Here is a 26,822-nt window from a genome sequence, read left to right as displayed (position 1 = left end):
TGGTCGTTAGCCAGGACTTGTCGTAGCCGCGCTTGGTGTCCTCGTCGGGGGCTTCTTCTGTGTCGTCGCGTTCGGCGATGAGGTCGCGGATGCGGCGGCCGAACGCGGCGACCTTCCCGGCCGAGAATCCTTGGTCGACGAAGCCGAGGAGGATTGTCTCGGCTTCGGCGCAGTCGTGGTCGTCGAGGCGGGCGACCGAGTCGGCGACGGTGGCGGCGTAGCCGTAGGACAGGTCCCCGGCTGCGAGCCGTGCGCAGACTTCCGGTAGGCGGTGGCGCTGTCGGGCGAGGGTGAGGCGCTCCTTGGCGCGGCTGTCGCGCATGCCGAGTCGCGATCGCAGCCATGCTTGGGTGGAGGGATATCCCCACCGGGCGTGCTCTCCGGCGGCGTCGACTCGGCCGATGAATCCGGCGAGGACGCTTTCCTGCAGATCGGACGCTGCCACCAGGGTTTCGGTGAGTTCCAGGCACGCGGCCGCTGATTCGGGGGCTTCTCGCGATGCGAGTTCAGTGGCGATGGTTGAGAGCGCGTTCACCAGTTCCATGGTGGACGCGGCCTCAAGCTCGACCGTCACTGATTGCATACGTAAATAGTACCCTGTGTGACTGACATTCGAGGCCGTTCAAGGCCGTTCGGGCCACATTCTTCTCGGTATTTTTCGGGCGGGAAAGGATGCCGGGTCGCGTGGCCTATTGTCGATCTTCGTACCTCGCGGAAGGAGTAGTCTCGTCCCTCGGTACCTGATGGAGGGGGTGGTGGGGTGGCGCGACCCGGGGGCGGGGCAGGCGGAGCCTGCCCCCAACACCTGCCCAGGGGCCGCAGAGGCTCCAAAGTCAAGGGTGGACGAAGTCCATCGCGAAGCGACGCCGAAGGCGCCCTTGACTTTGGAGGGGCGGCCCCGTACGCAAGCGCCACCCCACCACCCGAACACCCTTTCAACCTCGCAGCGATGCCTCCTTCCACCCCCAACTCAAAGCGATTCAACATTCAAACAGTTCGTTCTAAAATTCCATTCACACCGGCAACGAAGACGATGATGATGATCAGAGGTTGACTATTCCTGGCAGGCGTGTCTGAAAGCCTAGGCCGCCTACCCACATAGGCCCCAACGCGACGCGGGCCGCCCACATCTCGAGGTGTGCGGCCCTGGCGACGCAGGCGGCGCCGCCTTCCTCGCCGAGGCAGCGGCGGGCACGCCTGCTCTCGGTTCCGAGCAGGCAGCGGCCGCCTTGCCGGTAGGCCATGGGTCGTCTCCTCCGGTCTTCGGAGACCGACCTGCGAGACGGCGCGAAGAGATCAGGCGCAAAGAAATCAGGCGCGAAGAGATCAGGCGCGCGGAAGCTCCCGTACCGAGGACGAGCGCTAATACCAGTCGCCTGGCTGCCCGGGTTCGGTCGGAGGGCCGCCTTCCGTGTTGCGCGCCAGGTAGAACAGCAGGCTCACCACCCCGACGGCCCCGAGCGAGAGGAAGGGGGAGATCTTGAACAGCCCGGCCACGATCAGGGCGACGGAGGCGAGCAGGCCGAGCGCGCCCGCCACCACGACGACGACCGCGAGGACACGGAACAGCCGGCCCAGCGCTTCGTCGATCTTCCGCAGCCACGTCATGACGGCTCGATGCCCTCGTACCGGCTGCATCCGCACGGGGTGCCGCTCTCGGTCTGGATGATGTCGCCTTCCCAGCCGACGGTGGTCTCCGTCGTGTAGGGCGGTCCTTCCACTGAGCAGCTTCCCTGGCCTCGCCCGTGCGACGTCCAGTTGTGTCCGCAGCGGCGGCATGAATAGGACGTGGCGGTGTGCCAGTCGATGGACGTTCCGCTGTGGCGTCTGGGCGGCGCGTCCCAGCCGGACGCCCCCAGGTAAGACGAAGCGGAGGGTCCCCGGCGCGGCGGCTCGGTCGGTGTCTTCCGCTCCGGCGAACGCCCGGAGTTCCGGATGCCGCTGACGGTCAGCGGAAGGACGACCAGGAGGCCGAACGCCGCGAGGATATAGGCCCAGTACGGAATCAGGGCGTGCACGACTCCGGCGAAGACCAAGACCACGCAGGCGAGCAATCCCAGGGCGACCGCGGCGCCCGCCACAATGGCGACGCCGATCAGCAGCGTGCCGGACGCCTCGTCGATCCGGCTCAGCCAACCGCGTGTCGGCACGAGATCCCCCGAAAACGTCGCCAGTACGGCCAGCGTACGTGCCCGGCTCGCCTTTCCGGGAGTCGTGTCACCGAACGTTCACGTACGCGCCACAGGCCGCGTCAGCCTGCGGATACCAGTCCGGAAAGGTCAAGGGGAACGACGGAATTGCGGTCGGTGACGCGGTTGCCCAGGGACAGTTGCGGCCATAGCCCGGACAGTTCCTGCCGGCTCCGCTCGCTCCATGCCCGGGCTTCCGGGCTGCGGGTCTTGTAGAAGTTCAGCGCGTAGCCGCCGCTGTGGACGCGGAGCAGCGTGAAGCCGCCGGGGTACTCCTTGACGGCGCCGACCTCCTGCTGCACGACCTTCGGCGCCAGCGGGAACACCGACCGCTGGTTCCGGTGGGTGTGGCCGGCGTGGTGGAGGAAGACTCCGGGGGTGCGGGCATAGGCGCCGAGAATGCGCAGCGATTGCCCGGCGTCGAGGGAATGGGCGCCGGTGGCGGACAGCGGGTCGTTCTCGGTGAAGAGCGGATGGTGCCCGAAGACGAGCGTCGGACGGCCCGGGTCCTTCTTGAGTTCGGCCTCGAACCAGGACTGCTGTTCCTGCGACAGCCCACCGGAGTCGCCGCCGTTCCCGGGCTTGTCATAGGTGTCGAGGCCGATGACGCGGAGCCCGTGCAGGTCATGGGCGAAATAGCTGGGACCGGACGGGAAGAAGGCGTCCTGGAAACAGTCGTTGCCCTGGTACCGGCCGACCGTGCAGGTGGAGTAGGCGGCGCCTTCGTGAGCGCGGTCGTGGTTGCCGCGGGTGACGAGATAGTCCTGCGTATAGGTGCCGAAGGTGTCGAGGATGCTCTTCGCGCCGTGCAGGTCGGCAGGGGCCGCCTCGCTGGAGACGTCCCCGGCGGCGAGCAGGTGGCTGGCGCCCCGCGCGCGGGCGTCCGCGATCAGGGCCTTCGCCATGATCTCCGGGTAGGGGGCGTGGCCCGGCACCTGCGAGATCCCCGTGATCCAGGGGAGCTGCCCGATGAGCCCGGCGACGGTCTCCCCGAGGTGCAGGTCGTTGCAGAGCGCGATGGAGAAGAGGTGCCTGCCGGGCGGCGGCTGCGGCGTGGTGAACGCGAACACGTCCCCCTGCGGGACACCCGCCGCCTGGCCGCCTGCGAGCCCGGTCGCGGTGGCGGCGACGCCGTTGGACCGCGCCTTGTAGTAATAGGTGCGGCCCGGTTCCAGATCGGTGAGTTCGACGTAGTGGTACGGCGTGCCGGACGGCCCGTGGGCCGTGCGGGTGAGGCGGGACGGGTGCGTCCCGTAGAGCACCTCGGCGTCGGACGGGGCGGGCCGCATCCGCCCCAGCCCGTCGTCGGTGCCGGGAACGCCGGTGTACCAGGTGAGGACGGCGGACGTCTCGGTCAGCGTCACCAGTTCGAGGTTCACCGGGCGGGCGGTGCCGGCGGCGCGCGCGGAGGGCGGGTCGAGGGCGGGCAGCAGGCCCGCCCCCGCCACGATCGCGCTCCAGCGCAGCAGGTCGCGGCGGCCGGGACGGCAGCAGATCATGATCGCCACGGTGGCAGCGCGGCGGGCGCGCCGCCAGACCCCTGACCGAACGTTCACCGGATCGCCGCCGGACGGCCCGGCCCCTTCCCGGCCCGGCCCGACTCGCGGGCTGCCGGCCGGTCAGCCGAGGACGGCGGCGAGGCGCTCCTCGCGGAGGCGGCCCGCCCATGAGTCGTCGATCGGCTGCAGGTCGTGGCCGACGGCCCAGCGCAGCAGCAGGTCGGCGAGGCCCGGGTTGCGGACGAGCGCCGGGCCGTGCATGTAGGTGCCGAGCACGCGGCCCGCGTAGGCGCCCTCGTAGCCGTCGCCGTTGCCGATGCCGTGCACGACCTTCGCGAACGGGCGGGCGTTCGGGCCGAGCCGCGTGACGCCCTGGTGGTTCTCGAAGCCGGTGATGCGCGGCACGTTCAGCTCGCCCGCGACGTCCCCGACGATCTCGCCGACGGCGCGCTGCTCGCCGCGCCCGGAGCTGATGTCGAGCAGGCCGAGGCCGCGGACGGGCTGGCCCTCCTCGCCGCCGAACTCGTGGCCGAGCAGCTGGTAGCCGGCGCAGACCGCGAAGACCACGGCGCCGGACTGCACGGCGCGGGCGAGGCCGCCGTCGCCGAGCAGCCGCTGCGCGGCGAGGATCTGCGGCCGGTCCTCGCCGCCGCCGAGCAGGTAGATGTCGCCGTCGGCGGGGACGGGCTCGTCCGAGCGGAGGCTGACGGTCTCGGTGGGGATGCCGCGCAGCGCCGCGCGGCGCTCCAGGACGATGGTGTTGCCCTGGTCGCCGTAGGTGCTGAGCAGGTCCGGGTAGATCCAGACGATCTTGATGCGGTCAGACGACACGGCCGTACCTCGTTCGGATGCTCTGGAAGGCGGTGTAGTTGGCGATCACGTCCAGGTGCCCGGGCGGCACCGCCATGACGGCCTGGTCGATGTCGTCCACCAGGGTGAACTGCACGTCGGCGGCCTCCAGGCGGGCGGCGAGGTCGATGCGGCGCTCGCCGGCGACCCAGACGGGGCGGCCGCGCAGGATGCGGTAGTCGACGTCCCACAGCCAGGAGGTGTCGCGGCCGTCGGGGCCCTGCGCGTTGATCGACAGGGCGACGGGGCCGGGCGCGGGCTGCAGGACGTCGAACGCCTCCAGCCAGCCGGCCGGGTTCTTCGACAGCAGCAGCCGGAGCGTGCGGCCCTGGTGCTCGACGGTGGTGTAGCGGCCGGCGACCGACCGCACCTGCGACAGCAGCGGCAGCGCCTGCTCGGGCGGGACGCCGAACTGGGCGACGACCGCGAGCGCGATGAGCGCGTTCGACCGGTTGGCGCGGCCGGGCAGGGACAGCTGGGAGAGGGAGAAGGCGCGGCCGTCGGGGCCGGTGATCTGGTCGCCCTTCAGCGCCCAGTCGGGGCGGGGCCGGCGGAAGTGGCACTGCCGGCACGCCCAGTCGCTGTCCTCGTCGGTGTCCTGCCGGTCGAGGGGGCCGCCGCACTCGGGGCAGCACCAGGAGTCCTCGCGCCAGTGCTGGCCCGCGGCGACCCACGTGACGCTCTTCGCGGACGACGCGCCCCAGGTGACCAGGGGGTCGTCGCAGTTGGCGATGACGTGGCTGTTCGGGGACGCCTCCAGGGCGCGCCGCCACTTGCCGGCGAGCAGCCAGATCTCGGCGGCGCGGTCCATCTGGTCGCGGCTGAGGTTCATCAGCGCGACGATGTTCGCGCCGGTCTCCCGCAGGACCATCGGGACGTACTTCTCGTCGCACTCCAGCACGCCGTAGCGGGCGGTGGGCGCGGACGCGAGCGCGGACACGTGCCCGGTGGGCATGTTCGCGCCGAACGCGTTGGTGGCGACCTCGCCCAGCGGGGTCATCGCCGAGGTGATCAGCCGGGTCGTCGTCGTCTTGCCGTTGGTGGCGCTGACGAGGACGAGCTTGCGGTCCTTGGCGAGCCTGGTGAGCAGCTCGGGGTCGAGGCGCAGGCCGATCCGCCCGCCGATCACCGAGCCGTCACCGCGGCCCGCCATCCGGGACATCTTGGCGGCCGTACGACCGAGCGCGACGGCCAGCTGCGAACGCAGCGGAAGATCGCTCATGGACTCCGTCTTCTCTGGATGCGCCTGTCTTGTTCAAGTGCGCCCTGAACCGCTCCGAGCCTAGCCGCTGCGCGCGGCGCTCGCCGCGCGCCGGGCGTGTTGCGGCGGCCGGTGCGGGCGGTTCTCCGGCGGCGCGCGGCCGTCCGCCCTAAGATGTGAGCAGCCTCACAGGCGTTCCGGTAAACCACCGGCGGCAATCTTGACCGGTACCGAGCTGTCGTGATTCGGTGCGAGCCCGTCAGCGGTGAGTCCAGATTCCCATCCACGCGCCCTAGAACGACATCACCCACTACTTTTGTCGGGAGCCCTGCCGGTTTGCGGGGAAGGGCAGCCCGCCCGAGCCGGCGGGCCGGAATGCGCAGGCGTGGCAAGCGGCGACAAGGCGAGGTCAGAGCGATGCAGTGTCCGACGTGCGGTTCTCACACGCCCGGGACGCTCGGCAAGTGTTCGAACTGCGACGCGCCGATCGATGTGTACTCGGTCGGTCCGCTTCCGGCGCCCGTCCAGGACGGTGCCGCCGCCGCGCTCGATGAGAGGTCGGGCCTCGGCGAGAAGACGATGATGGTGCCACCGCCGCCGACGCCCGCGTGGGCGTCCGCCGACCCGGCGCCCTCCGACCCCGAGTCCACTGCGACGTGGACGTTCGACCCGGACCAGGAGGGCTACACGCCCACCGGCGGCATGCCCGCGCTCCCCGCGGGCAACGGCCCCGCGAACGGGGTGAACGGCGTCAACGGCGTCAACGGCGCGGGCGCGCCGCCGCAGGCGGCGTGGGCCTCCGAGCAGGCGGGCGCGAACGGCCAGGCGAACGGCCTGTCGCAGGCGAACGGGCAGCAGCCGGCGCTGGGCGCCGCGCCCGGCGCGCCTGCGCTGCCGCCCGGCGGGTTCCCCGGCGGGTCGCTCGCCCCTGAGGCGGAGCCGCCGCCCGTCGAGTCGATCGTCCCGGAGTCGTGGTTCGCCCAGCCGCGCAAGCCCGACCCGCAGGACGCGGCGGAGGCCACCCAGATCTACGGTTCCCAGCAGCCGCCCGCCGACCAGGGGTGGGGCGCGCCGCTGCCGACCGCCGGCACGCCGCCGCTCGGCACGCCGCCGATGCCGGACGCGGACGCGACGCAGATCGCCCCCGGCGGCCCTATGGGCGCGGGTCCGATGGGCGCGGGCCCGATGGGCGGCGCGCCGCTCGACGGCCCGACCAGGATGGACTTCGGCTCCGGCGGCGGAGGGTTCGACCAGACCCGGATGGAGCCGGGCGGCACGTCCGTCATGGGCGCTCCCCCGATGGGCCCCGGCGGACCCGGCGGGTTCGGCCAGGCGGGCGGGTTCGGCCAGCCCGGCGGCTACGGCGACCCGATGAACCAGGGCATGCCGTTAGGGAACCAGGGCATGCCGATGGGCCAGATGGGCCCCGGCGGCCCGGGCGGCCCGGGCGGCCCGGGCGGTCCCGGTGGCTACCCGCCGGGCCGGGCGCGTTCCGGCGGCGGGACGAGCAAGCCGCTGCTGATCGGCGTCGCGGCCCTCGTCGCGGTGGCGCTCGCCGCGGTCGCGTTCGTCGCGTGGCCGTCCGGCGGCAAGGACGAGGCGTCCCCGAAGGCCGCCAAGTCGTCCAGCCAGCCGGTGGCGCAGAAGGAGAAGATCAGCGACGCGGAGAAGCAGCAGGCCGAGGCCATGAGCGCGGTGCTGGACGCGAGCGTCGACGCGCGCCGCGTCCTCGCCGGGGCGCTCGGGCGGGCGGGCCGCTGCAAGGACCTGCCGGCCGCGGTCCAGGGGTTCCAGAACGCCGTCCAGCGCCGCCAGAACCAGCTGAACCGGACCCGCAACCTCAAGGTCGGCCAGCTGACGAAGGGCGAGCAGCTGCGGACGTCGCTGGCGCAGGCGCTGCAGGCGTCGCTGCAGGTCGACCAGCTCCTGCTGCAGTGGGCGCAGCGGAGCCGGGCGCACTGCCACGGCAAGCCGAAGCCGGACGCGGCGCACGTGCCGGGACGCGCGCAGGGCGAGCGCCGCGCGACGCTCGCCAAGCAGCGGTTCGTCGCGCTGTGGAACCCGGTCGCGAGGAAGACCGGGCAGCCGGTGCGCAGCTGGCAGCGGGTCTGACCGGCGGGGCGCGGCGGGCCGTCCGGCGCCCGCCCGCGCCCGCCCCGGCGGCCCGCACGGCCCGTGCGCGGGCGTGACCGTCCGATCACAACCGGGTTGCGACCCGCGGAGGGGCCGTCCGTTAGCGCGGGCGGGGCAGTATCTTGTCACCGATGCACCTCACGGGGTAAGGGGCTGTTATGCGGTGTCCGGGCTGCGGAAGCGACACCAATCCGGCGCTCCCCCGTTGCACGCGCTGCAACGCGCCGGTGCGGCCGGCGTCGCCGGACGGTCCCGGCCACACGCTGTCCGCGAGCGAGGAGACCGCGCGCGACGCGTCCCGGGACGACGAGGCGACGCGCGACTACGGCGTCCCGCCCGCTCCGTCCGGCGGCCAGGGGAACCCGTTCGAGCCGCCGCCCGCCGGCGCGCCCCCGTCCGGGTTCGGCGCCGGGCCCGCCGAGCCGCTGCCGCCTCCGTGGGTCCCCGTACCGGACGCGCCGGACCAGGGGCAGTGGCCGCCACCGGCGGATTACACCACCCCGATGCCGCCGTCCGACGAGCGGTCGACGCCGCTCGGTCCCGAGCCCTGGGCCGAGCGGTCGACGCAGCTCGGGCCGGAGCCGTGGGCCGAGCCCGCCATCTGGCAGCCGCCGGCGCCGCCGAAGAGGAACAACGCGCTGTACTTCCTCATCGCGGCCGGCGTGGTGCTCCTCGTCGTGGTCGCGCTCGGCATCGTGTTCTGGCCGAGCGGGCCGGGCAAGCCCGCCAGGTCCGTCGCCGGACCGGCGTCCTCGCCGGCGGGCCAGCCGGTCACGACCGACGACGAGAGCCCGAACGGCTCCCCGACCCCCGACGGCTCGCCCAGCGCCGACATGACGGCGCAGGCCCGCACGGTCGACGCCCTGATCGAGGACATGGCGGGGACCCGTTCCGAGCTGGGCACCGTCGTCACCGAGGGCTGCCCGACCGACGGCCTCCAGCGCATCCACGACGAGCGGCAGACGCAGCTCGACAAGGCGAACGCGCTGGACGTGAGCGCGCTCGACAACGGCACCGCGATGAAGGACGCGCTGGTGCGGGCGCTGCGCGCGTCGGTCGAGTCGAACCAGCGCTACCTGGACGTCGCGCCCGGCTGCCCGTCCGACGACGAGGTGGCGGACGTGAACCAGGAGGCGACGAACGCGAAGAACGAGTTCATCACCTACTGGACCCCCATCGCCCAGCAGGCCGGGCTCCCCACCCGCGACGGCGACAACATCTGACGGTCCAACGGCGTAACGGCCGCGCGCACCACCGCGCGCCGGGCCGACGCCGAAGCATCGTGGTCGCCGGCATGCACCGTGCGGCATGCAGGTGTGGCTGCTCCTGATCCTGTCCCCCGCCGCACGCTCCTGAGGCGGCACGCCCTCGACGCCGCACACCCTCGACGCCGCACAATCACCGGGCCGAGGTCGAAGCCGAAGGACGGCACGACGGCGCGGTGCTCGTCGTCCAGGAACTCGGCGATGACACGGTCGCAGAGCCGCCGGTCCAGGTAGACGGCGGCCGACAGGTAGCGGGTGGCGCTCTGCAGCGGCTGCCCGGACGGGTCGGCGGCCTCGGGCGCGTGGCGGAAGAAGGGCCGCGGGACGGGCCGCGGGTGGCCGCCGGTGTCGCCGGAGCGGGTCCGGTCGTCGGTCTGCGGGTCCATGTGCCGCTCCCTCCGCGCGGGTGGGCGGGCCGGTCCGGAGAAAGAATCTAGCGACGCATGCGGGGTTCTGGTGAGATATCACCGGATCGTGATCGCATCGTCGTGGACGGCTCACCCGCCGTCGGCGCCGCCCGGCTCGGGCTCGGGCTCGCGGGACAGGAACGGCAGGCCGGCGGACGGGTCGGCGAACGGCTCGACGAAGCGTTCCGGCCAGCTCAGCACCGGTTCCAGCCACTCCTCGACGCCCATCGTCCGGGCGGCGTCCTCGATCTGCTCGTCCTCGGGGAGGCCGATCGCGACGACCGCGAGGTCCGCGTAGAAGCCCGCGTGCTCGTCGTCGCCTTCCAGCGCGGTCATGGCGAGGGGGCGGTTGCGGTCCAGTTCCATGGACAGCGGGTGGCGGCGAAGCGCGCGCAGCCGGTGGCCGAACTTCGGTTGCGGCGGCTGCTTGAGACCGGGCAGTTGGTAGTCCAGCGGCGGAGCGGGGGCGTGCTTGTCGGGGACGCCCCCGCCGTAGGGGAACAGCCGGTCGAGTTCGTGCAGCCAGCGGACCTGCGGGATCACCCAGGTGGGGCCCGGCGCGGCACCGGAGGCGCCGCCGCCGAGGAGCTTCTGCGCGGCGCCGGCGGCGGTGGCGGTCAGGTCGGACGGCGGGTACACGGTCCGCAGCGCCCATGACCGGCGGGTCACGGCGCCTTCGAGGACGGTCGCGAGCGCGCACTCGCGGAGCCGGGGCGCCAGCCGCGACCAGGCCCGGCCCAGCTCCGGCGGGACGGCGGGCACGGGCCGGTTCACCACGTGCGCGAGGACGAGGGTGTCCGCCCACAGCCGCAGCCACGCCCAGTCCGGATGGCCCGCGACGAGGTCGGCCTCGCGCAGCTCGTAGAGGGTGCAGGCGCGCCCGGACCGGCACTCGCAGCCGCACGCCGCGGACCGGCGGCCGTCCACGGGAGGCGGCGGGCCGGGCAGCTCCGCCTCGCGTCCCTCGCCGAGCGGGACGCGGACGCGCAGCGGCCGGTCCATCCCGTCGGCGAACACCGCCGCGACGCCGGGGCGCAGCGACACCACCTCGCGGGACTGGTCGGCGTCCAGGTTCATCGCCGCGCCGACCTGGTGCCGGTCGTCGTGCGCGGGCAGCCGGTGCACGACCTTCAGCGCCGTGTTCTTGATCACGTCGGGGACGAGCTTGGTCGGGATCTGCTCGGCGACGATGATGCCCTCGCCGTACGCGCGGATCTCCGCGAGCATCCCCGCGAACAGCTCGACGGCGTGCGAGCTGCCGCGCTCGGGGCCGCGGTTGCGCAGCAGCCGGTGCGCCTCCTCGATGACGATGACGTGCCGCAGCGCCGGGCCGTCCGACCGGTCGCGGCGCCGCTCCCGCATCCGCAGGTGCTCGACGATCCGGATGATGAGCGTCCCCATGAGGAACGCCTTGTCCTCGTCGTTCGCGACGTCCTCGATGGCCAGGACGATGTTGTCGCGCAGCATCCCGCCGATGTCGGCGGGATGCCCGCCCTCGAAGAACCGGCCGGCCGACCCGATCCGCAGCGAGCGGAGCCGGACGTCCACGAACCCCTGCACGTCGGCCATCAGCTCGCGGCCGTACCCGACGTCCTGGATGACCTGGAGCGCGGCGTTCTGCAGCTGCTCCAGCGTCGGGACGGCCGGCTCGATCAGCGAGCCGGGGACGCCCGCGCCGGTCACCACGTCCCAGCCGTTCGTCTCGTAGACGCGCTGCAGCGCCTGCGCCATGATCTGCGGGAACGGCTCCTCGGCGTCGAACGCGGCCTGGAACAGCGCGCGGACCATGTCGATGTGCGCCTGCACCGGGTAGCCCGGCTCGGGCGCGAGCGGGTTCACCGACAGCGGCACCGACGCCGGGTCGGACGGGTTCACCACCGTGACGGGGCCGCCGAGGTCCTCGATGCGGCCCGCCATCGCCGCGTACTCCGACTTCGCCGGCTCGATCGCCAGCCACGGCACGCCCGCGCGGGTCAGCTGCTCCAGCAGGTGCCGGACGGTCTGCGACTTGCCCGCGCCGGTCGCGCCCGTCACGAACACGTGCCGGTTGATCGTCGAGCGGGGGACGGTGAACGTGCCGACCTGCCGGTCCTGGCCGTCGAGGATCGCGCCCAGCTCGATCCGCGCCTCGGGGCGCCGGGCCGGCGCGTCGTCGGTCTCCGACGTCACGTCGAAGTACCCGGCGTCGAGGACGCGCAGGCCCGGCACCTCGCGGCGCGGCAGGCCCGCGAGGGCGGCGAGCGCGCCCGCCGTCGCGACGAACGGGAACCGCTGCTCCGGCTCGGCCCCGGGCCGCAGCGGCGCCGGCTCCGCGGCGGGCCGCAGCATCTCGTCGAACGTGCCGCTGCCGTGCCCCGACCGCAGCCGGTACGGGTGGTGGCCGAGCTCCATCGAGCCGACGAGGACCGGCGCGATCTGCCCCAGCTCCTCCTGCGTCGCCGCGCCCGCGACGACCCGGACCTGCCAGAGCCCCGCCTCGCGGAACGCGTCCAGCTCGGCGAGCCGCTGGTCGGCGCGGGCGACGGCGAGCCGGGCCTGCTCGTCCTCGCCGCGCCGCAGCATCCGCAGCTCGTGGTGCAGCTCGCGCATCTCGGTGTCGATCAGCCGCTCGTCGCACGGCTCGGCGACCACGAACCAGGCGAACGGCCGCTCCATCAGCGTGACGAGCGTCGCCTCGAACAGGCCGGGACCGCCCCTGCCGCCGTCCGGCAGGGTGGGGCCGACCTGCGGGGCGAGGCGTCCGGGGCAGCGCGTCCAGGCCATCCGGGACGCCTGCCGCAGCCAGCCGTCGCCGACCCGGACGCCGCGGGCGCCGCTCGGGAACAGCAGTCCCTGCGCCTCACCGTCCGGTCCGGGCGCGCCGATCGGGCCCGCGTTGGTGATCAGCTCCAGCGGGGCGCCGCCGCCCGCCGACAGCCATCCGACGACGAACGGGCGGCTCCGCCGCGCCGCCGACAGCGCGGCGGGCAGCACGCTGACGAAGTCCCATTCGGCGGACGCGTTCCGCTGCGGCGCGGGGATCGCCTGGATCCGGTACCAGGGCCCCGGCAGCGCGACCGCCTCACCGCCCCACTCGCCGCCGGCGCCGCCGCCCGCACCACCACCGGCACCGCGGCCCGCTCCGCCCATCCGGGGCGGCGGCGCGCCGGGCGGCATCCCCGCCCCCCGTCCGTACGGGGGCATACCGGGCGGCATGGAACCAGGGGGGAACGTCACCCGACCATCCTTCCCCCCGCCCCCGCACCGCGCCAGCGCACGTCAGCGAGAGCCCTTGTGGCGGCCGTTCGGTTTGAGGGGCGGGAAGCGGGTGCCGCCGCGTGGGAGGGCGTGCCGGGCGCGGGGCGCGGGCGGCTCCTCGTCGCGCACGGGTGCGGGGGACGGCGGCGCGTCGGCGGGCGCGGGCGCGTCGGCGGGCGCGTCCTGGGGCTCCTCGGCGGCGGCGCGTTCCAGGGCCTCCTGCTCGCGCAGGTACTCCTCGAACTCCATCGAGTGCGCGGTCGGCAGCGTGATGATGCCGGGGTTGGCGTCCACCAGCATGATGCGGCGGCCCGTCGTGCCGGAGTGGGTGAACACCATCGCGGTCGGCGGCAGCTCCTGCAGCTGCGGCGGCTCGATGAGCAGCTCCCGGAACCGCTGCTTCTCGGCGCCGCCCCCGGCGGTGACCGTCCGGCCCCACGCCGTCGCCGAGCTGATCCCCTCGACCAGCACGGAGTCGTCGGCGGCGGGCGCGGGCAGCGGCGACCAGACCGGGTCGGTGAGGCCGTCGCCGCGCGGCCGGGCGTAGGCGACGGTGCTGGCGTAGCTCTCCCCCGCCACGTCGAACAGCGTCTCGCCCGCCGAGTCGGTGATCTCCGCGACGAGCAGCGGCTGGTCGGTGCCGATGTGCTCGGCGGCGACGCGGGCGTCCTCGGGGTTGCCGAGCCGCATGAACCCGACCGCCGCGTGGCCCCGGCGGCCGAGGCGCTCGCGGACGTGCCGCGGGATCGACCGGTACATCAGGACGAGCCCCGTCCCGGTCGCCTCGCAGGCGTCGATGAGCCGGTCCAGGACGTCGCCGCGCAGCTTCTCGGCGCCGCACAGGAACAGCGTGTGGTCCCAGCGGCCGCCGGGCGGCGACTCGCGGATGCGGTGCGTCAGCGCCGTCGTCACGTAGGTGCCGAGGATCCGGTTGGTGAGGACCCCGGCGCGGCGGTCCATCGACACGACGTGCAGCCGGGACGGCGGCAGCCCCACCGGCTCCGTCGCGAGCTTCTCCAGCTTGCGCAGCTGCGCTTCGAGCGCCCACGCGCGGCGGACCACGATCCGGTCGGTGGCGTCCCGGCCGAACAGCGTCGCGACCCGCTCCAGCTGCTCGTCGGTGAGCAGGCCCTTGCGCAGGTCGTCGCGCGGGTCGCCGACCTGGGCGAGGACGCGCAGCGCCGCGGTGATCCGCGGGATCGTCGCGTCCGGCCCGAGGACCTCGATGAGCCGTTCCAGGATCGAGTTGTCGAACGACAGGTCGCGGGTGCCGCCCTCCTCCTCGCCGGCGCTCACCACCAGCGACAGCACGTCCGCGAGCGCCTCCGGGCTCAGCCCCCGCGACATGTCGAGGCGCGGCAGGTCGGCGGGCAGCACCCAGACGAGCGGGTCGTCGCCGCGGTCGGCGGCGAGCCGCAGCAGGTCGTGCGCGACGGCGCCCTCGGACAGGTCGATGACGGTGAGCCGGGCGCCGACGGCGAGCCGCGCCGCGCCCATCGTGGTGACGGCGGCGGACCACCCGGCGAGCGTCCCGCCGACCACGTCCACCCGGTCGACGCCGGGCGGGACCGCGACCGGGTACCACTCGCGCTGGCTCTCGTACGCGCGGTGCCGCCGCTCCCATTCGCGGCGGGCGTCGTCGTAGGCGCGCTGCGCGGCCTCCCGCTCCCGGGCGCGGCGGGCGTACTCGCGCCGGGCGCGCTCCCGCTCGTCGGCGAGCCGCTCCCGGACGGCCTGCTCGTCGCGCCACAGGGCGCCGCCGGTGATGGCGAGGACGACGCCGCACGCCAGCAGCGCCACGCCCGCGAACGCCCACGGCAGCAGCCCGGCGATGCCGCACGCCAGGAACAGCGCGACCCCGGCGAACGTGCCGCCGGTGGCGAGCCTCAGGGGGTGCGCGGCGAGGTGCTCGCCGGGACGCCGCGCGGGCGGCCCGGCCGGCGGCCGCTCGGCCGGCTCGGGCACGCCGGGGGGCGGGCCCGGGTCAGGGTGCACCTGCGCGTAGCGCCAGCCCACGTAGACGCGGTCGGCCTGTGTGAGCCGCGCCATCGCGGACCCGCTCGCCATGTCCGTCACGTCGTGAGACCCCTGGGAGTCGCGGAACGGGGGAAACGCCTGGGGGTTGGAGTTCAGTTGGTCGGTGGTGTCGGTGGTGTCGGTTCGCCTACACGGCAAGAGTAAAGAGCCTGCCGGGGTCGCGTGTCACGTTCACCGGAACAAGAACCCGGAAGTGCGACATGGACCGCCATTTCGGTCACGGGGTTCACCTGGGGTAAACATCGGACACCCCGCCCGCCCCCGGATTGGCCGCACCCGGCCACCCCAGGCCACTCCCGGGCGGCTGATCCCGCCCGGGCGGCGTCCGCCGCGGCTAGCCGGTCCCGGCCTTCAGCGACGCCTGCCGCGCCTGCCGGTCCTCGCGCCACAGCCGCCCCGCCTCCGCCGGGTCGCCGTCGAAGACGACCTTGCCCCGGCGCAGGGTCACGCCCCGGTCGCACAGCCGGGTGAGCATCTGGATGTCGTGCGCGACGATCACCATGGTGCGGCCCTCGCCGCGCAGCTCCCGGATCCGCCGCAGGCACTTCTCCCGGAACGGCGGGTCGCCGACGGCCAGCACCTCGTCGATGAGGAAGATGTCCGGCTCGGTGTGCGCCGCGATCGAGAACGCCAGCCGCATGAACATGCCGGACGAGTAGAACCGCACCTGGTTGTCCAGGAACCGCTCGACGCCGGAGAACTCCACGATCGCGTCGAACTTGCTCTTGATCTCCGCCTCGGACATGCCGAGGATCGCGCCGTTGAGGTAGACGTTCTCCCGGCCCGTCAGGTCCGGGTGCAGGCCCGCGCCGACGTCGATGAGCCCGGCGATCCGGCCGCGGACCCGGACCGAGCCGCGGTCCGGCCGCATCACCCCGGAGATCATCTTCAGCAGGGTGCTCTTGCCGGACCCGTTCAGCCCCATCAGCGCGACGGTCTCGCCCTGGTAGATGGTGAGGCTCACGTCGTCCAGCGCGTTGAAGCTCTCCGACAGGTCCTGGCGGCGCACGGCCCGGATCGTCATCTCCCGGATCGAGCGGGCGTGCCGCAGGGTGAAACGCTTGCTCACCGAGTCGATCACGATCGACTCGGGCGGCCGGTGCTGCTCCATCTGCTACAACTCCTGCGCGAATCGCTGCTGGGCCCGCGTGAACACCAGGACGCCGGCCACCAGCACCACCAGCGACGCCGCCAGCGCGACCCCGGCCCGCCCGTACAGGTGCGGCGGGAACTGGAAGAGCTTCGGCGTCGTCGGGTACCAGAACGCGCGCTGGAACAGGCTGACCGCCGACACCAGCGGGTTCGCCAGGTACAGGTCGAGCACCCAGCCGGGCGCCCGCTGCCGGACGTGCACCCACGGGTAGATCATCGGCACCGACCAGGTGATGACGATCATCAGGATGTCGACGACCTGCTCCAGGTCGCGGAAGAACACGTTCACGCCCGCGCACAGCAGCCCGAGGCCGAGCCCCAGGATCACGACGATCGCGAAGGCGAGGGCCGCGGCGGCGAGCCCCACCGGGTCGGGCCGCCAGCCGAAGGACAGCGCCCCCGCCAGCATGATCCCGAACCCGGGCAGGAAGTGCACCAGCGACACCAGCAGCGACGCCATCGGGAACAGCTCGCGCGGCAGGAACACCTTCTTGACCAGCGGCGCGTTGCCGGTGATGGAGCGGGTGCACGAGTGCAGCGTCTCGGTGAACAGGTTGATCAGCACCATCCCCGAGAACAGGTAGACCGGGAAGTGGTGGACCCGCTTGCTCATGCCGAGGAAGACCCCGACCACGAAGAAGTAGACCGAGAAGTGCACCGCCGGCCGGACGTAGGACCAGCCGAGCCCGAGCAGCGACCCCTTGTAGCGGGCCTTCAGCTCGCGGCGCACCAGCAGCCGGAGCAGGTACCGGTCCTTCAGGGCCCGCCGCAGCCCGCCGTCGGTGCCGGGGGCGACCAGCGGCGGGAGTTCGGCGGGCGGCGCGGCGTGGCCTGCGCTCACCCGCGCGCCGATCCGGAGGCGTCGAACGTCTCCCTCCAGGCCTCGGGGGAGGCGAGCTGGTCCGCGGCGGCGCGGTAGCGTTCGGCGAGGCCGTCCCACTCGCGGGTCAGCCGGGCGTGCAGGAGGCCGCTGCGCCGCATCACCGAGCGGAACCGCTTCGGGTCGCGCTGGTACCAGTGGACCTTCGTGCCGTCCGCCGACGACACCAGCGCGCTGTCGAACTTCGACAGCATGCCCCAGTGCTGGTCGATGTGCGGCACGGCGGCCTGCGGGTTGCGCAGCGCCTCCTCGTCCACCGGGCCGAGGTGCTTGATGGCGCTGGTCAGCGCCGTCTTGATCACCTTGGTGCGGCCCTTGGGCGGGGCGGGGTTGCGGCCGCGCTTCGGCGGCTTGCTGCGCCGCACCGTCGGGAACTCCTCGACGCTGCCCTTGGCCTGCGCGTCGGTGAACCCGGCGCGCACCGCCCGCACCTCGGAGATCTTGGTGACCATGCCGGCGTGCATGTGCGCCGGGCCGGTCAGCACGTCCTCCAGCGCCATGATCATCAGTTCGGCGGTGGAGTACTGCATCGCCAGGGCGTGCTTCACCGAGATGATGAAGCTCTCCTTGAGCAGGTTGCCGCCGTGCTCGTACGGGGAGTGCAGCAGCGCGGCGACCAGCCGGTTCCGCCAGTGGTAGTACGCCTGCCAGTCGACGCCGTCGTCCTTGTCCTGCCACGGGACGTGCCACGCCGCGACGCCGGGCAGCGACACCGTCGGGAAGCCCGCGGCCTGCGCCCGGATCCCGTACTCGGCGTCGTCCCACTTGATGAACATCGGCATCGAGAGCCCGATCTTGCCGATGACCTCGACCGGGATGAGGCACATCCACCAGCCGTTGTAGTCGGCGTCGACGCGGCGGTGCAGCCACGGCGTCTCGCGCAGCGTGTTGCCCTCCTCCGCGAAGTCGTGCTCGCGCCAGGTGTGCGCGGCGGGGCCCCACCACCAGCGGTACCGCTCGATCGTCTCGCCGAAGGCGTGCAGCTGCCCGCGGACGTAGAGGTTGAACATGTGCCCGCCGACGATCGTCGGCGTCTTGGCGTGGTCGGCGAACGCGACCGCGCGCAGCACGCCCTCGGTCTCGGTCACCACGTCGTCGTCCAGCAGCAGGACGTAGTCGCTGCGGCCGGCGCGGACCGTCTCGTCCATCGCCCGGGAGAACCCGCCGGAGCCGCCGAGGTTGCCCTGGTCGATGACGCGCAGCCGGCCGCCGAGCCCGTCGACGGCCGCGGCGAAGTCGGGGTGGTCCTCGATCCGGTCGGTGCCCTGGTCGACGACGAAGATCTCGTCGACGACGTCCAGCACCTCCGGGGCCTCGCCGAGCGCGAGGAGCTGCTCCACGCAGAACGCGGGCCGGTTGTAGGTGGTGATGCCGATGCTGACCGTGCCCTGCCGGGTCACCTCGGGCGCCGCCGCGCACCACTCGGCGCGCTCCAGCACCGCGGTGCGCTCCCCGGCGAGCACGTCGAACCAGTACCAGCCGCCGTCCACGAACGGCTGGAGCGGCAGGTCGAACGTGCGCTCCTCCGCCGTCTCGCAGTCCACCCGGACGGACGCGACGCGGTGCACGTGGCCCTTGGCGCTGGACCGGTAGACGATGACGGTGGCGTCGCCGCGCAGCCGGACCCGCAGGACGGCGTCGTCCACGTGCGTCCAGCGGCGCCAGTACCCGGCGGGGAAGGCGTTGAAGTACGTCGCGAACGACACCCGCTGCCCGACCGGCACGACGACCGCGCGGCGGCCCACGCTGTCGGCGCGCCCGGCGGCGCCCTCGGCGGCGGGGCGGTCGCCGATGCCGGCCTCGACCGCGGTCTCCTCGGCGAGGGCCTCCGCGCCCCGGACGATCTGCCCCTCCACGTACAGGGCGAGGACGTCCAGGTCGCGGCCGACCGGCAGGACGACGCGCTGCAGGGTGCGCAGCGGCGCCTCGCCGCCGTCGAATCGTGCTGTCACTCGTCCGCTCCTCCGCTGACCAGGCGGGCGCCCTCGGTGAAGTGCGGCCGCAACCGGTTGTCGACCATGCTGAGCGCGCTGGCGATCGCCATGTGCATGTCGAGGTACTTGTAGGTGCCGAGGCGGCCGCCGAACACGACGCCGTCCTCGTGCCGGGCGAGCTCGCGGTAGCGCAGCAGCCTGGCCCGGTCCTCGGGGGTGTTGATCGGGTAGTACGGCTCGTCGCCGCGGGCCGCGAACCGCGAGTACTCCCGCATGATCACCGTCTTGTCGCGCGGGTACCAGTCGCGCTCGGGGTGGAAGTGGCGGAACTCGTGGATGCGGGTGTAGGGGACGTCCTCGTCGGCGTAGTTCATGACGGGGGTGCCCTGGAAGTCGCCGGTCGGCCGGACCTCGGTCTCGAAGTCCAGCGTGCGCCAGCCGAGCTCGCCCTCGGCGAAGTCGAAGTAGCGGTCCAGCGGGCCGGTGTAGACGACGGGGACGCGTCCCGCGACGTCGCCGCGCATGTCGAAGAAGTCGGTGTTCAGCCGCACCTCGATGTTCGGGTGGTCGGCCATCCGCTCCAGCCAGGCCGTGTACCCGTCGACGGGCAGGCCCTCGTGGGCGTCGTTGAAGTACCGGTTGTCGAACGTGTACCGCACGGGCAGCCGCGTGATGATCTCGGCGGGCAGGTCGCGGGGGTCGGTCTGCCACTGCTTCGCGGTGTAGCCGCGCACGAACGCCTCGTAGAGCGGGCGCCCGATCAGCGAGATCGCCTTCTCCTCCAGGTTGCGGGGCTCGGCGCCGCCGGCGAGGCCGGCCTGCCCGGCGATCAGCTCGCGCGCCTCGTCCGGGGACATGACGCGGCCGAAGTACTCGCAGACCGTGCCGAGGTTGATCGGCATCGGGTAGACGCGGCCCTTGAAGGTCGAGTAGACGCGGTGCTGGTAGCCGGTGAACTTCGTGAACCGGTTGACGTAGTCCCACACCCGCTCGTTGGAGGTGTGAAAGAGGTGCGCGCCGTACCGGTGGATCTCGATGCCGGTCTCCGGCTCGGGCTCGCTGTAGGCGTTGCCGCCGATGTGGTCGCGGCGGTCCACGACGAGCACGCGCAGTCCGAGTTCGGTCGCGCAGCGTTCGGCCACGGTGAGCCCGAAGAACCCCGTGCCGACGACGACAAGATCAACGTTCACTGGAGGACGTCCATCTCCATGCGGGGGGACGGGCAGGGATGGGGCCGGAAGCCCTGAGGACAAACTGCGCCTATGGTGCAGATGCACGGCTAAGATACCCGCTGTTCCATCAGCGGACGTACAAGTACTCAAGGAATGCGGTGGCGGCACCTTCACCGGGCGCGCCCGCGCGCTCGCCGCGTCCCGTGGTGTACCTCCACGTGGGAGCGGCCAAGAGCGGGACCACGTATCTGCAGAACATCCTGTGGCACAACCGCGAGCGCCTGCGCGAGGCCGGGTTCCTCTACCCCGGCTACGACGACGCCGAGCACGTCCGCGCCGCGTTCGACCTCCGGCAGGCGTTCTTCGGCACCGCGTCCGACCCGCTCATCGACGGCGCCTGGACCCGGCTGGTCGAGGAGGCCCGCGGCTGGAGCGGCACCACGATCATCTCGCAGGAGCTGTTCGCCCCCGCGTTCCGCGCGCACGTCGCGCGCGCCCTCGCCGACCTCGACTTCGCCGAGGTGCACGTCGTCTTCACCGTCCGCGACCTCGCCCGGCAGATCCCCGCGCACTGGCAGGAGGACGTCAAGAACCGCTGGACCACCACGTTCGCCCAGTTCATGGCGGCGCTGCGGCGCCCGGACTGGCGGGCGTCCAAGGTCGCCCGGCTGTTCTGGGGACTCCAGGACCCGGTCGAGATCCTCGCCCGCTGGGGCGAGCACCTGCCGCCCGAGCACGTCCACGTGGTGACGCTCCCGCGCCCCGGCGCCCCCCGCGACCTGCTGTGGCAGCGGTTCTGCCGGGCGCTCGGCCTTCCGCCGGACGCCTGCGACCTGAACGCCGGGTTCGCCAACCCCTCGCTCGGGCTTCCAGAGACGCAGCTGCTGCTCCGCCTGAACCGCGCCCTCGACCGCGAGAGCGCCGACTGGCACTTCTACAACGAGGAGATGAAGCACCACCTCGCGCAGGACGTGCTGACCAGGCGGGAGACCACCACCCGCATCCCGCTGCCCGCCGAGGACCACGCGTGGGCCGTGGAACGCGCCGGGCGGATGGTCGAGGCGCTGTCCGGCACCGGCTACGACATCATCGGCGACCTGGACGAGCTGGTGCCGGCGCCCGCCCCCGCGGACGGCCGCCAGCACCCGGACGACCCCTGCTGGGCGGACATCACCGACGCGAGCGGCGACGCCGTCGCGGCGGTGCTGCGCCGGATCGACGAGTGCGAGGCGGAGATCGCGCGGCTCCCCGACGCCGGGCTCGGCACGCCCGAGCTGCTCGACCTGCTCGTCGCCGACTCCGGCGCGCTGCGCGAGCGCGTCGACGCCCTCGTGGACGGAACGGTCCCGGTGGTGAAGCGCGCCGTCCGGACCTTGAGCGAGCGCCACGCCGTGGTCGCCCGCTTCCGCGAGGCGTACTGGCAGGTGCAAGAGGAACGCAGGCAGGCCGCCGCCGGGGGGACCGGCGCCGGAGAGACGACCACGAGGTGACCGACGCATGACCCCACCGGAGGCCGCCAAGGCCGTCTACCTTCACGTCGGCGCGCCGACGGCGGGCGGGGCGTTCCTTCAGCGCGTGTTCTGGGAGAACCAGCGGCGCCTCGGCGCGGCCGGCGTCCGCTACCCCGTCACGGGGCCGCTGGAGCACTTCGGCGCCGTGATGGACCTGCGCGAGATGACCTGGGGCGGGCACCGCGACCCCGCCTGGGACGGGGCCTGGAACCGCGTCGCCAAGCGCGCCCGCGAGTGGCACGGGGACCGCGTCGTGCTGTCGCAGGAGCTGCTGGGCGGCGCCACCGAGGAGCAGGCGAAGCGGGCGGTGGAGTCGTTCGGCGACGCGGACGTGCACGTCGTGTTCGCCACCCGCGACCTCGGCACCCAGCTCGTCCTCGACTGGCAGGAGCAGATCCGGCACACCCACACCATCCCGTTCGGGCAGTTCGTCGGCGACCTCATCGAGCACGGCATCGACGCGCCCGAGCCGTTCGGCGAGATGTTCTGGGGGCTGCACGACCCCGTCCGGGTGCTGCGGACGTGGGAGGCGGCGGTGCCCCGCGAGCGGATCCACGTCGTCACCCTCCCGGCGCCGGGCGAGCGGCCCGGGCTGCTGTGGAGCCGGTTCTGCGAGGTCGCCGGCATCGAGCCGGACGCGTGCGAGACGGCCGGCGTCCCGGAGGGCGAGCCGCTGTCGGTGCTGGAGGCCGAGCTGCTGCGCCGGCTCAACGTCCGGCTCGCTCCGGCGCTCGGCGGCGACTACGAGCGGATCGTCGGCGCCCACCTCACCGGCGGCGCCTTCGCCGCGGCCGCCGAGCCGGGCGGGCGGGCGCCGATGGGCCTGCCGCCCGAGCACGCCGCCTGGGCGGCGCAGCGCACCCGCCAGATCGTCGCCGCGCTGCGCGTCGCCGGGTACCGGGTGCACGGCGACCTGGACGAGCTGACCTCCGCCGGCGGTCCCGCGACCGCGCTGCAGCCTCGCGACCTGCCCGAGTCGGAGGTCGCCGAGGCGGCGACGAACGTGATCGTGCACCTGCTGGAGCGGCTCTCGGAGGCGCGGGAGCGGGTCGGGCTCGCGCAGCTGCGCGCCGACCTCACCGGTGTGCAGGAGGGCCTCGGCAGGCTGCTGGAGGTCGCGTCCGCCCAGCCCGCGCCGGCGCTGCGCCGGGCCGTCCGCCGGGCGGGCATGGGCCGATGAGCCCGGTCGTCGCGGCGGTGGTCGTCACCTACAACCGGATCTCGCTGCTGGCCGAGGCGCTCGCCGCCCTCGGCGCGCAGACCCGCCCGCCGGACCGGGTCGTCGTGGTGGACAACGCGTCCGGCGACGGCACCGCGGACATGGTGCGGGCCCGGTTCCCGGACGCCGAGCTGCTGGAGCTGTCGCGCAACACCGGCGGCGCGGGCGGTTTCGCGGCGGGCATCGCGCAGGCCCTCAAGGGCGACGCCGACTGGCTCTGGCTGATGGACGACGACACCGTCCCCGAGCCGGGCGCGCTCGACGCGCTGCTGAAGGCGGCGAGCGACGGCGGGGACGGTGCGGAGGCGCCGGTTCTGGTCGGCAGCCGGGTCGTGTGGACGGACGGCCGCGACCACCCGATGAACACGCCGCGGCAGAAGCCCCGGGCGTCCGCCGCAGAGCGCGCGCGGGCCGAGGCGGTGAACGGCTATCCCGTCCGCTCCGCCTCGTTCGTGTCGATCCTCGTGGACGCGGCGCGGGTCCGCGAGCGCGGGCTGCCGATCGCCGACTACTTCCTGTGGAACGACGACTTCGAGTTCACCATGCGGCTGCTGCGCGGCCGCCGCGGGCTGGTCTGCCGCGACAGCGTCGTGGTGCACAAGACCAGGACGTTCGGGTCGACCGACGCCGACCCGGGCGACCGCTTCTACTTCGAGGTCCGCAACAAGATCTGGCTGTTCGCCGGCAGCCGCGGGCTCGCCCCCGCGGAGCGGGTGCTGTACGCCGGGTCGACGCTGCGGCGCTGGGCCCGCACCTTCGCCGGATCCCGGGACCGCGCCGTGCTGCGCCGCGCCCTGGCGCGCGGCGTCCGCGAAGGGCTGCTCAGCCGGCCGAGACCGACCGCCGACCTGCTGCGCGAGGCCGGCCTGGAGGTACTTCCCGATGACGCGCCTCGCCCTCGATAGTCCCGCCCGGGACGAGGCCCCCCAGCGCGCGCGGTGGCTCGCCGGGCCGGCGGCGCCGCTGGCCGCGGCGGCCGCGGCGCTGGCCGTCACCGTCGCGGGGATCGGCGGCCCGGCGTTCTGGCTGGACGAGGCGGCCACGGTCAGCGTGACCGGCCGGCCCACCGGGCAGATGCTGCGCGTCTTCCACCATCTCGACCTCGTCCACGCCCTCTACTACCTGATCATGCGGCCGTGGGTGATGGTCTTCGGCGACGGCGAGGTGGCGCTGCGGTTACCGAGCGCGCTGGCCACCGCGGCCGCCGCCGCCGGGATCGTGCTGATCGGGCGGCGCTGCGCGGGCCCGCTCGCGGGGCTCTTCGCCGGGCTGGTCTACGCGGGTTCCGTCGCCGCCTCCAAGTACGCGATCGAGGCCCGCTCGTACGCGATGGTGACGGCGGTGGCGGTGCTCGCCACCTACCTGCTCGTCCGGGGCGTCGGCCCGGGCGGGCGACACCCCTGGCGGTGGCTCGCGGGCTACGGCGTCGCGATCGCGTTCCTCGGCCTCCTCAACCTCGACGCCCTGCTGCTGCTCCCGGCGCACGGCGTCACGCTCCTGGCGACGCGCGACAGGGCGCCCCGCACGTGGCTGCGGTGGCCGGTCTGCGGCGGCCTCGCCGGCGCCGCCCTGATCCCGTTCGTGCTGGCCGCGCAGAGCCAGTCCGACCAGGTCAACTGGCTGCCGAGGCCGTCGTCGACCACCGTCTGGCGGCTCCTGAAGTTCATGACCGGCAACCACTGGCTGGTCGCGCCGGTCCTCGCGCTGGCGGTGGCCGGCGCCGTCGCGGGCGTCCGGGCCCGCGGCCGGGACTCCGGCGCGCCCCTCACCGCCGTGGCGGTGCCGTGGCTGCTGCTGCCGCCGGCGGTGCTGATCGGCGTGTCGCTGGTGGCCGACCCCATGTTCATCGACCGGTACGTGCTGTTCTGCCTGCCCGCGCTGTCCCTGCTGACCGGGGCGGGCCTCGCGCTGCTCGCGGGCGTGGGCCGTCCTCCCCTCGGCGCCCTGCTCGCGGCGGCGGTGGCGGTCGCGATGGTCGCGGTGACGGTGCCCACCCAGCTGGACGTCCGGCGGCAGGACGCGAAGCTGGACGACCTGCGCACGCCCGCCGACGTCGTCCGCCGCGAGGCGCACCGGGGGGACGCGATCCTCTACCTCGGCGCCGTCGTGCGCTGGGACGCCGCCGCCTACCCGGACGCGTTCGGCCGCCTCGACGACGTCGGCATGGCCGAGGACCCGGTGCGCGCGGGCAACATCCTGGGCAGGGACAAGTTCCCCAACGAGCTGCGCGGCCCCCTCAGCCGGGCGCAGCGCCTGTGGGTGATGGGCAGCCGGTCGCTCGGCAAGCGCCCGGGGCCCCTGGTGGGACGGCGCCGGCTGATGATCCGGGCCACCGGCCCCTGGCGGATCGCCCGCGTCTGGACGTACAAGGGCGGGAAGCTGACGCTGTACGTGCGCACCGGCCCGTACGAGTCCCCGTCGAAGCCGCACGGGCCCGCCGCGAAGCCGCACCGGACGGTGCTCAAGACCCGCACCACGTCTCCCAAGACCCGCACCGCCACGCCCAGGCCGCCCGCCGGCACGGCGAAGCCCTAGCCGCACACCGAAGCCCTAGCCGCACACCGAAGCCCTAGCCGCACGGCGAAGCCCTAGCCGCACGGCGAAGCCTTCGGAGCGCTAGCGGACTTCCAGGTAGTCGATCTGGCCCTGGCCGTCGCCGCGCGCCAGCCCGACGGTGTTCCAGCCCGCGTTCAGGTCGACCTGGACCTCGGTGGACGTCCAGTCCGACCCCTGCGTCCTGCGGAGCGTGAGCGTCGTCTCCGGGGTCCCGTTCGCCGAGAACCGCAGGTGGGACTCGTTGCCCGACCGGTTGGCGTACGCGACCTTCACCGAGTACCGCCCGGCGGCGGGCGCGAGGACCGGGACGTCGAGGCCGCAGCCGTCGCGGTCGAACGGGCCCGCGACGCGTCCGCCCGAGGCGTTCGGCCGCGGCAGCGCGGAGACGCAGCCGTTGAGCCGCCCCTGCTCGGCCTCGTAGCGCGTGGGGACGCCCTGCAGGACGGGTTGCGGGCCGTTCCACGCGAGCGCCGCGACGTACATGCCGCGCCGGATGTGCTTGCTGGAGCGGTAGTCCAGCAGCCCGTGGAACACCAGGTGGTCGCCGCTCGCGTCGGTCACGATGCTCGCCCCGCCCGGCCCCTTGACGTCGTCGTCGTACCGGCCGGTGCTCTGCAGCGGCTCCTTCGCCTTCTCGTACGGGCCGTTCAGCGACGCGGACACGGCGTACCTGGTCTGGTAGTTCGTCTCGAAGTACCAGCCCGCCGAGTAGAGCAGCACGTACTTGCCGCCCCGGAAGACGAGGGCCGGGGACTCGACCAGCACCGGGTCGTCCTTCCCGCGCGCCATGATCTTGCGCGGCGGACCGGCGAGGTACAGGCCGTCCGGGCTGAGCCGCACCAGCCAGATCGCGGCGGTCTTGCGGGCGTCGGTCTTGTAGAGCAGGTAGCGGCCGCCGTCCCGGTCGACGAACGAGGACGGGTCGATGGCGCCGCCGAGGTCGAGCGGGCACACCAGCGGATCGCCCTCCAGGGCGACGAACGGGCCCGCCGGGGACGACGCGGTCGCCACCCCGACGCACTGCTTGTCCTTCTCCTTGTGGCGCGCGGTGAAGTAGAGCACGTAGCTGCCGTTGCCGGCGCCGGGCGGGACCACCTCCGGCGCCCACGTCCGGCCGCTGGTGGCCCAGGACGGCAGCCGGACCAGGCCGTCGGAGGCGCGCCGCTTCCACGGGCCGGTGACGTCGGGGGCGGACGCGACCGGCATGTTGGCGCCGGCGTCGTTGGTGCCGTAGGCGTAGTACGCGTCCCCCGCCTTGATCACCGACGGGTCGGCGAATGAGGAGCCGATCACAGGCTCGCGGGGCGAGTAGCCCGGCGCCGTGACCGGAGCCGTCGCCGCGCCCTGCGGGGCGGGCGGCGCGGCGGCACCGGACCGGCCGGACGGGCGCGCCCCGGCGCGGGACGTCCCGGCGGCGCAGCCGGTGCAGAGCAGCAGGGCGAGGGCCAGGACGGCGGCCGACGCGCTCGCGGCCGCGCGGGGCGCGGGGCGGACCGTTCGCAGCCTCACCTGACCTCCCCTTCAGCCCACCCGCATGATGCCAACAAACCCCAAGTCACGCGAACCACCAGGCACCCACCC

The 26,822-nt window shown here is 73.6% G+C and carries 20 protein-coding genes; 6 read left to right on the top strand and 14 right to left on the bottom strand.

Going from position 1 to position 26,822, the window contains the following annotated elements; genetic code table 11:
- The 6 genes from amrb99_RS40750 to amrb99_RS40725 form a co-directional block, all read right to left on the bottom strand.
- Positions 1-583: DUF222 domain-containing protein (locus amrb99_RS40750; protein WP_190866651.1), on the bottom strand; the 583-nt coding region annotated here is incomplete at its 3' end.
- A 779-nt stretch (positions 584-1,362) separates the two neighbouring features.
- Positions 1,363-1,608 (bottom strand): hypothetical protein, encoded by a 246-nt coding sequence (locus amrb99_RS40745; protein ID WP_190866649.1) that lies wholly within the window; start codon positions 1,606-1,608, stop codon positions 1,363-1,365.
- A complete protein-coding gene (locus amrb99_RS40740; RefSeq protein ID WP_190866647.1) occupies positions 1,605-2,150 on the bottom strand; it encodes a hypothetical protein in 546 nt (181 codons plus the stop codon). Before amrb99_RS40740 ends, amrb99_RS40745 begins: the two co-directional genes overlap by 4 nt.
- Positions 2,151-2,251: 101 nt before the next feature.
- The gene (locus amrb99_RS40735) at positions 2,252-3,688 is read right to left on the bottom strand and encodes a metallophosphoesterase family protein (RefSeq protein WP_190866658.1); all 1,437 of its coding nucleotides are present in this window, start codon (positions 3,686-3,688) and stop codon (positions 2,252-2,254) included.
- Positions 3,689-3,808: 120 nt separating this feature from the next.
- Positions 3,809-4,519 carry a glutamine amidotransferase gene (locus amrb99_RS40730; RefSeq protein ID WP_190866645.1) on the bottom strand — a complete coding sequence of 237 codons (711 nt, stop codon included), beginning with the start codon at positions 4,517-4,519 and terminating at the stop codon, positions 3,809-3,811.
- Positions 4,509-5,759, bottom strand: a complete 1,251-nt coding sequence (locus amrb99_RS40725) for a MurT ligase domain-containing protein (protein WP_190866643.1) — start codon at positions 5,757-5,759, stop codon at positions 4,509-4,511. The genes amrb99_RS40730 and amrb99_RS40725 overlap by 11 nt, the downstream gene beginning before the upstream one ends.
- A 396-nt stretch (positions 5,760-6,155) precedes the next feature.
- Here amrb99_RS40725 and amrb99_RS40720 point away from each other — a divergent pair, with 396 nt between their 5' ends.
- Together amrb99_RS40720 and amrb99_RS40715 are read left to right on the top strand one after the other, a co-directional pair.
- The gene (locus tag amrb99_RS40720) at positions 6,156-7,850 is read left to right on the top strand and encodes a hypothetical protein (protein WP_190866641.1); all 1,695 of its coding nucleotides are present in this window, start codon (positions 6,156-6,158) and stop codon (positions 7,848-7,850) included.
- 248 nt (positions 7,851-8,098) lie between these two features.
- The gene (locus amrb99_RS40715; protein WP_190866639.1) at positions 8,099-9,094 is read left to right on the top strand and encodes a hypothetical protein; all 996 of its coding nucleotides are present in this window, start codon (positions 8,099-8,101) and stop codon (positions 9,092-9,094) included.
- On the opposite strand, the gene amrb99_RS40710 is transcribed toward amrb99_RS40715, so the two are convergent.
- From amrb99_RS40710 to glf, 7 genes are all read right to left on the bottom strand, one after another.
- Complete coding sequence (locus amrb99_RS40710) at positions 9,034-9,522, bottom strand: hypothetical protein (protein WP_190866637.1); 489 nt, start codon at positions 9,520-9,522, stop codon at positions 9,034-9,036. The two genes, amrb99_RS40715 and amrb99_RS40710, sit on opposite strands and share 61 nt — an antisense overlap.
- A gap of 111 nt (positions 9,523-9,633) precedes the next feature.
- Positions 9,634-12,759 (bottom strand): ATP-binding protein, encoded by a 3,126-nt coding sequence (locus tag amrb99_RS40705; RefSeq protein WP_347257064.1) that lies wholly within the window; start codon positions 12,757-12,759, stop codon positions 9,634-9,636.
- A gap of 42 nt (positions 12,760-12,801) precedes the next feature.
- Positions 12,802-14,847, bottom strand: coding sequence for a hypothetical protein (locus tag amrb99_RS40700; RefSeq protein WP_241756407.1), 2,046 nt, complete (start codon positions 14,845-14,847; stop codon positions 12,802-12,804).
- Between the two features lie 304 nt (positions 14,848-15,151).
- Positions 15,152-15,928 (bottom strand): ABC transporter ATP-binding protein, encoded by a 777-nt coding sequence (locus amrb99_RS40695; protein ID WP_190866635.1) that lies wholly within the window; start codon positions 15,926-15,928, stop codon positions 15,152-15,154.
- Between the two features lie 3 nt (positions 15,929-15,931).
- A complete protein-coding gene (locus amrb99_RS40690) occupies positions 15,932-16,810 on the bottom strand; it encodes an ABC transporter permease (RefSeq protein ID WP_190866633.1) in 879 nt (292 codons plus the stop codon).
- The gene (locus amrb99_RS40685; protein ID WP_190866631.1) at positions 16,807-18,801 is read right to left on the bottom strand and encodes a glycosyltransferase; all 1,995 of its coding nucleotides are present in this window, start codon (positions 18,799-18,801) and stop codon (positions 16,807-16,809) included. Before amrb99_RS40685 ends, amrb99_RS40690 begins: the two co-directional genes overlap by 4 nt.
- Positions 18,798-19,973 (bottom strand): UDP-galactopyranose mutase, encoded by a 1,176-nt coding sequence (glf, locus tag amrb99_RS40680; RefSeq protein WP_190866629.1) that lies wholly within the window; start codon positions 19,971-19,973, stop codon positions 18,798-18,800. The genes amrb99_RS40685 and glf overlap by 4 nt, the downstream gene beginning before the upstream one ends.
- A 140-nt stretch (positions 19,974-20,113) precedes the next feature.
- Between glf and amrb99_RS40675 the strand changes: the two genes are divergently transcribed.
- The 4 genes from amrb99_RS40675 to amrb99_RS40660 are packed head-to-tail and all read left to right on the top strand — an operon-like array spanning position 20,114 to position 25,220.
- Positions 20,114-21,445 (top strand): hypothetical protein, encoded by a 1,332-nt coding sequence (locus tag amrb99_RS40675; RefSeq protein ID WP_190866627.1) that lies wholly within the window; start codon positions 20,114-20,116, stop codon positions 21,443-21,445.
- A 7-nt stretch (positions 21,446-21,452) separates the two neighbouring features.
- Positions 21,453-22,646 (top strand): hypothetical protein, encoded by a 1,194-nt coding sequence (locus amrb99_RS40670; RefSeq protein WP_190866625.1) that lies wholly within the window; start codon positions 21,453-21,455, stop codon positions 22,644-22,646.
- Entirely contained in the window at positions 22,643-23,590 is a 948-nt protein-coding gene (locus amrb99_RS40665; protein WP_190866622.1) for a glycosyltransferase, read from the top strand. Before amrb99_RS40670 ends, amrb99_RS40665 begins: the two co-directional genes overlap by 4 nt.
- Positions 23,568-25,220: a glycosyltransferase family 39 protein gene (locus amrb99_RS40660; protein ID WP_190866620.1), complete on the top strand. Its 1,653-nt coding sequence runs from the start codon at positions 23,568-23,570 to the stop codon at positions 25,218-25,220. Before amrb99_RS40665 ends, amrb99_RS40660 begins: the two co-directional genes overlap by 23 nt.
- Positions 25,221-25,301: 81 nt before the next feature.
- On the opposite strand, the gene amrb99_RS40655 is transcribed toward amrb99_RS40660, so the two are convergent.
- A complete protein-coding gene (locus tag amrb99_RS40655) occupies positions 25,302-26,750 on the bottom strand; it encodes a family 43 glycosylhydrolase (protein ID WP_190866618.1) in 1,449 nt (482 codons plus the stop codon).
- Between the last annotated feature and the right edge of the window lie 72 nt (positions 26,751-26,822).

Source organism: Actinomadura sp. RB99 (assembly GCF_014706005.1).
GTDB lineage: Bacteria > Actinomycetota > Actinomycetes > Streptosporangiales > Streptosporangiaceae > Spirillospora.
The sequence above is the reverse complement of the archived record's forward strand: the minus strand, read 5'-3'. Positions and strand labels throughout refer to the sequence as shown.